This window comes from Candidatus Izemoplasma sp. (assembly GCA_036172455.1).
Classification (GTDB): Bacteria; Bacillota_I; Bacilli_A; order Izemoplasmatales; family Izemoplasmataceae; genus JAIPGF01.
Genome location: JAXKVY010000010.1, coordinates 1 through 5,105, shown reverse-complemented (window position 1 = coordinate 5,105; position 5,105 = coordinate 1). Strand labels below are relative to the sequence as shown.

6 protein-coding genes are annotated in these 5,105 nt (G+C 34.5%); 5 read left to right on the top strand and 1 reads right to left on the bottom strand.

Annotated features, from left to right (window positions below):
- Nucleotides 1-494: 494 nt before the first annotated feature.
- The 5 genes from UMR38_08415 (at nucleotide 495) to UMR38_08395 (ending at nucleotide 4,907) form a co-directional block, all read left to right on the top strand.
- Nucleotides 495-1,898, top strand: a complete 1,404-nt coding sequence (locus tag UMR38_08415) for an MMPL family transporter (protein ID MEC9485868.1) — start codon at nucleotides 495-497, stop codon at nucleotides 1,896-1,898.
- Nucleotides 1,891-3,237 carry an MMPL family transporter gene (locus UMR38_08410; GenBank protein MEC9485867.1) on the top strand — a complete coding sequence of 449 codons (1,347 nt, stop codon included), beginning with the start codon at nucleotides 1,891-1,893 and terminating at the stop codon, nucleotides 3,235-3,237. The genes UMR38_08415 and UMR38_08410 overlap by 8 nt, the downstream gene beginning before the upstream one ends.
- A gap of 11 nt (nucleotides 3,238-3,248) precedes the next feature.
- The gene (locus tag UMR38_08405; protein MEC9485866.1) at nucleotides 3,249-3,812 is read left to right on the top strand and encodes a TetR/AcrR family transcriptional regulator; all 564 of its coding nucleotides are present in this window, start codon (nucleotides 3,249-3,251) and stop codon (nucleotides 3,810-3,812) included.
- A complete protein-coding gene (locus UMR38_08400; protein ID MEC9485865.1) occupies nucleotides 3,809-4,417 on the top strand; it encodes a hypothetical protein in 609 nt (202 codons plus the stop codon). The genes UMR38_08405 and UMR38_08400 overlap by 4 nt, the downstream gene beginning before the upstream one ends.
- A gap of 265 nt (nucleotides 4,418-4,682) precedes the next feature.
- Nucleotides 4,683-4,907 (top strand): ATP-binding cassette domain-containing protein, encoded by a 225-nt coding sequence (locus tag UMR38_08395; protein ID MEC9485864.1) that lies wholly within the window; start codon nucleotides 4,683-4,685, stop codon nucleotides 4,905-4,907.
- Nucleotides 4,908-4,914: 7 nt separating this feature from the next.
- Here UMR38_08395 and UMR38_08390 read toward each other — a convergent pair.
- Nucleotides 4,915-5,105, bottom strand: a 191-nt coding sequence (locus tag UMR38_08390) for an IS3 family transposase (GenBank protein ID MEC9485863.1), incomplete at its 5' end; no start/stop codon positions are given.

The following is a 5,105-nucleotide window of genomic DNA, read 5'->3' as shown; positions in this document are numbered from 1 at the left end:
TCATTAAAGGTTTAAAAGAATACATAGAATACTACAACAATGAAAGAGTTATAACAAAACTAAAAGGAATGACTCCTATTGAATTCAGAAATCATTCCTTGTGTTTAAATTAATTATTAGTACCTAGTCCAACTTTAGGGGTTCAGTACACAATAAGATTCATTTTATAGATGCTAGTGAAGAGTTTACTAGACAAGGAACTAAAAACAAACTTACAGATGAAAATATAAATAAAATTATCGAATCCGTTCGCTATAAAACAGATGATGAACATTTTTCAAGATACGTAGATGTGAGTAAAGTAGTAGAAAGAGATTATAACTTATCTGTCAATACCTATATTGAAACTAAAGACTTAACTGAAGTTATTGATTAAAGAAGTACAAAAGCGATTAAATGAATATCAAATTTAATCGCTTTTTTTCTTTTAGTTTGACAACGGGTGTCTTTTTTGCTATAGTATGTTAGTGAGTACTAACACACAAGGAGGAATTATGCGGAAATTATTACATATTTTAATTGCACGATGGCCAGTAAAAGTACTTGGCTTGATGGTTATACTAATTGGTGGATTGGCGTTTTTTGTAAGTGACATAACCCTTAGTACCGGTAATGACACACTGATCGAAACAGATACCCTTACCTATGAAGATAACCTACGTTATCAAGAAACATTTGGGAGTGATCCCGTCATGATTGTCTTTACAAATGATAGTCAGGTAGCGTTACTTGAACATGAATCGTTAAGTGTATTAAATACCTTAACCAATGATATTAAAGACCTTGATGGTGTCTTTCATGTGAGTGGTCCAATTGGGGTCATTGATTATGGTGTGACACAAAGTGAAACACAATATCTTAATGGTCTTGAATCGTTAAGTAGTGGTCTTTTACAAATGAGTGAGATGATTGATTCATTATCATTATTACCAGAAGATGTCGACCCTGAAACGTTACAAACAACTTTTCAGACACTTAAAACAGCACAAGAAGAATTAAGTACTGCCGCTGACAACCAAGTGACAGTCATGACTGACATGAAAGTTGTTGTAACGGATGAAATCACACGACTTGAAGATTATAAAGCGACACTTGATGTGAATACAGATAGTGACCTTATTCAAAGTATCACACAAACCGTAACGATTCTAACCAACATTAATACGCTTTATGATCAAATGATTACCATTGATACCAATATCAAAGATGGTACTGAAAATACAGCGGTTGCATTAGATGGTATTATGATACAGATGACGACATTGTTTACAGCAATGGATACGGTTGAACAAAACATGAGCAATTTATCAACAAATTTAGAAACGATGGGACAAACATTATCAACCCTTGCGGCAAACTTTAATATGTTTGAAGGCTCCTTTCCCACATCCGCAAGTACCTTAGAACAAATTGTTTATCCCAATGGTACACTTAATCCAATGATAGAACCTTTCTTAATTGATGATACCCATCTTTATATGAGTGTGACATTAACAGAAGATGTTAGCAATGATCAGATTGAAACCTTATTAAACACAATTGATCAGTCGCTTTCTGACTCAATGTATGAAGAGGCGTTAATATCAGGAAAACCTGTATTAGATTTTGATATCCAAAGTTCGATGATGGAAAGTATGCAAGTCATGATGATGACAGCGGTCATGATTATGATTGTTATTTTACTTGTCTTATTCCCTGTTCCAGCAAGACTGTTGCCACTTGTTGTGGTATTACTAGCTGTTGTCGCAACGATTGGACTGATGGGACTGTTCACAATACCATTAACGATGGTAAGTATGGCTGTTTTTCCTGTTTTAATCGGGCTAGGCATTGATTATAGTATTCAGTTTCACAACCGTTACACAGAAGAACAGCTTGGAGGTAATACCGATGAATAACGGATTAAAAACAACAATAAAACAGTTAACACCAGCGGTGTTAACCTCATTAATAGCAACTTCTTTGGGCTTACTTAGTTTATTTACATCAAAGGTACCAATGATTCAAGATTTTGGCATGATGCTAGCGATTGGAATTGCTGTTGCGTTTGTTATGGCCCTTTTTATCTTACTACCCTTTTTAACTTTACGGACTAAATTACATGATGATGTACCACAAAAGAAAACAGTAAAGCCCTCGGTGTATACAAAAATATTAAGAAAATTTGCCCGGGGTATCCTCAAAGGGAAATATGTTATTTTAGTTGTAGCCGTATTACTTACAGCGGCTGGCTTCTATGTTGATCAAGACGTTGGTGTTGAAACCGACTTTGAAACATTTATGCCTCAAGACAGTGAAGCGTTAACTGATATTCATGAATTACGGGACATTGTTGGGTCAACCGACCGAATTGTCATTCTTTATGAAAGTAGCGATATCTCTTCATATGATACGTTAAGTGAAATTGATGCCTTAACTAAGGCTGTCCAAAGTGAGTATCCAAATGATATTGAAATGATTGGGTCTGTCACACTATTACTCGATCAAGTATCGAGTAATAGTTGGGATGACACAACCTTAGATACCTATTTAGAACAGTTACCACAGGACCAACTAAAAATGTTGTTATCGACCGAAACCAATCAAGGGATTATTAATATTGCATTAAGCGATATGGATGATGACGCATTTGCGATGTTTTTAACAGCGTTAGAAGACACAATTTTGTCACTAGAATTATCAACAACCGTTACTGTCACAGGACAAAGCGTTGTTGATCAAGCTATGCTTGAAGCGATGACAAGTGATCGGTTAATGATGACTTTAATTGGTATCGGCTTAGTGTTTGTTGCGTTACTCCTTATTTATCGTAATTTATTTAAAGCGTTAATTGCGGTATTACCAATTATCTTTATTGTTGGATGGAGTGGTGGTATTATGTATCTCTTTGGATTTGATTATACACCGCTTACCTCGACTCTAGGCGCATTGATTATTGGAATTGGTACTGAATTTACGATTTTAATCTTAATGCGTTATTATGAACTAAAAAGAAGTCAATCGCATCAAGAAAGTATTGTTGATTCGGTAGGGTTAATGGGGAAACCGATTATTGTGTCTGCCTTAACAACAATGGGTGGATTCAGTGCATTAATCTTTTCGGACTTTCAAATCTTATCAAACTTTGGTATAATGACGGTAATTAATTTAGCACTGGCATTAATCAGTGCACTTGTCGTGTTACCGGCTTTAATTGCCGTTATGGGCAATCAAGCCAAAACACTGGCGAGTGACTAAGGAGGGTTTATATGGACACTGTTGAAAAACTATTACAAGCAAGTTCAAAAGTTTTTACCAAACATGGATATTTAGGGTCATCTACCAAAGCGATTGCTGATGCAGCAGGCGTTGCGGAAATGACATTATTCCGTAAGTTTGGATCAAAACAAAACCTGTTTGAAGAAATGATTAAATACACACTCGGTCATGAACTATCGGATGGGACTGTCATTGATTATAATATGACATTAGATGCTTTTTTACATAAGGTGTTACATCACCGCCTCACGATTGTCTCAACCCATATTGATCTTGTGCGGATGATTATTCAAGAATCACTTCAAGGACGTTTATCGAAACAGATGAATTATATTCAAGTCATGAAAGCAAAACTAGAAGCGCTTTTTGAACAGTATTGTGCGACAAATGATATGCCGTATGATCCGATGTATCCAGAAACGATTTTAAGTACGATTCTAAAATATGCGATTTTAAACCATCATTTAGCATTTCATCGGTTAAATCAAACCAAACAAACTGCGTTTGTCACGCAACAGTTAAAATTGGTTAATCCAAAAGGTGATTGTCAATGATTTCCTTAATTGTTGCGATACTTCTCATCATACTGGCGATATCCTTTAATGATGGTATTCGCAAACACAGTCAGTTATTATATATCGGGATGACATTGCTTAGTATCCTTGCCTTTTGGCAAATTGAAGCAACCTTGTTTACACCAATCAGGCTCGGTGGTCTTGGGTTCGGCATCTTTTATGTTGTGATGTTAACCGGGGCTTTAAAACATAAGTCGACACTCCGCATAAAGTTAATGAAGGTCCGTATGGAATATTCTATTTTAGGATTTATTGCGATTACACCGCATGCCTTATACCAGTTAATAAAATATTTGAATGGTGATATTACAATTCCTATTTTAGGGATCATTGCTTATTCGATAATGATTCCGTTGTTCATCACATCATTCAGAGTGATTCGTAAAAAAATGACATATCAAAATTGGAAAACTTTACAGCGCTTTGCTTATATCGTTTATATTGGGTTATCGATTCATTTGTTATTGAATTCAGCATTGCCAAACTTAGCCGTATATATCATTGAATTTGCCGGGTATTTCACATTAAAAGTTATATATGAATTAAAACGCTATCAACGTACAAAAAACAAACAATTTGAATAAATAAACGCCTCATTGAGGCGTTTTTTAATGTCTTATAGAGATCATAAAAAGTCTGTAAAATAATGATTGGTGACACCACATTCTTTTTTCTTTAGTTCATATTGAGTTCATATAAGAAGCATATGCTAAAGATAGTTTAGATTATATTAGGAGGCATAACATGCTAGAATTAAAAGATATTAAAAAGAATTATTATATTGGGAACCAAGTTGTTCCAGCGTTAAAAGGTATTGATTTAAAGTTTCGTTAAAATGAATTTGTATCCATCTTAGGACCAAGTGGGTGTGGAAAAACAACCTTGTTAAATATTATCGGTGGATTAGATAGATACAGTAGTGGTGATGTCTTGATTGACAATAAATCAACAAAAGAATATAAAGATCAAGACTGGGATGCTTACCGCAATAGTATTTTTGGCTTTGTCTTTCAAAACTATAATTTGATTTCGCATTTGTCTATATTAGACAATGGAATGGCAACCCTTTTTTAAACAATTTTTATATGGAGTCCTGTAATCGATATTGAATAGGGCTTTGATACTCCAATGATCCATGGAATTTCAAGTTGTTAAACCAATGGACATAATCATTTAACTTATATTCGAGTTCATATAGTGTTGTAAATTTATGTTGGTAAATAAACTCAACCTTGAATGTTTTAAACGTTGATTCTGCGACTGCGTTATCGT

Coding starts and splice junctions, on each gene's coding strand:
- UMR38_08415 (MEC9485868.1), top strand. CDS start 495: ATGCGGAAATTATTACATATTTTAATTGCACGATGGCCAGTAAAAGTA.
- UMR38_08410 (MEC9485867.1), top strand. CDS start 1,891: ATGAATAACGGATTAAAAACAACAATAAAACAGTTAACACCAGCGGTG.
- UMR38_08400 (MEC9485865.1), top strand. CDS start 3,809: ATGATTTCCTTAATTGTTGCGATACTTCTCATCATACTGGCGATATCC.
- UMR38_08405 (MEC9485866.1), top strand. CDS start 3,249: ATGGACACTGTTGAAAAACTATTACAAGCAAGTTCAAAAGTTTTTACC.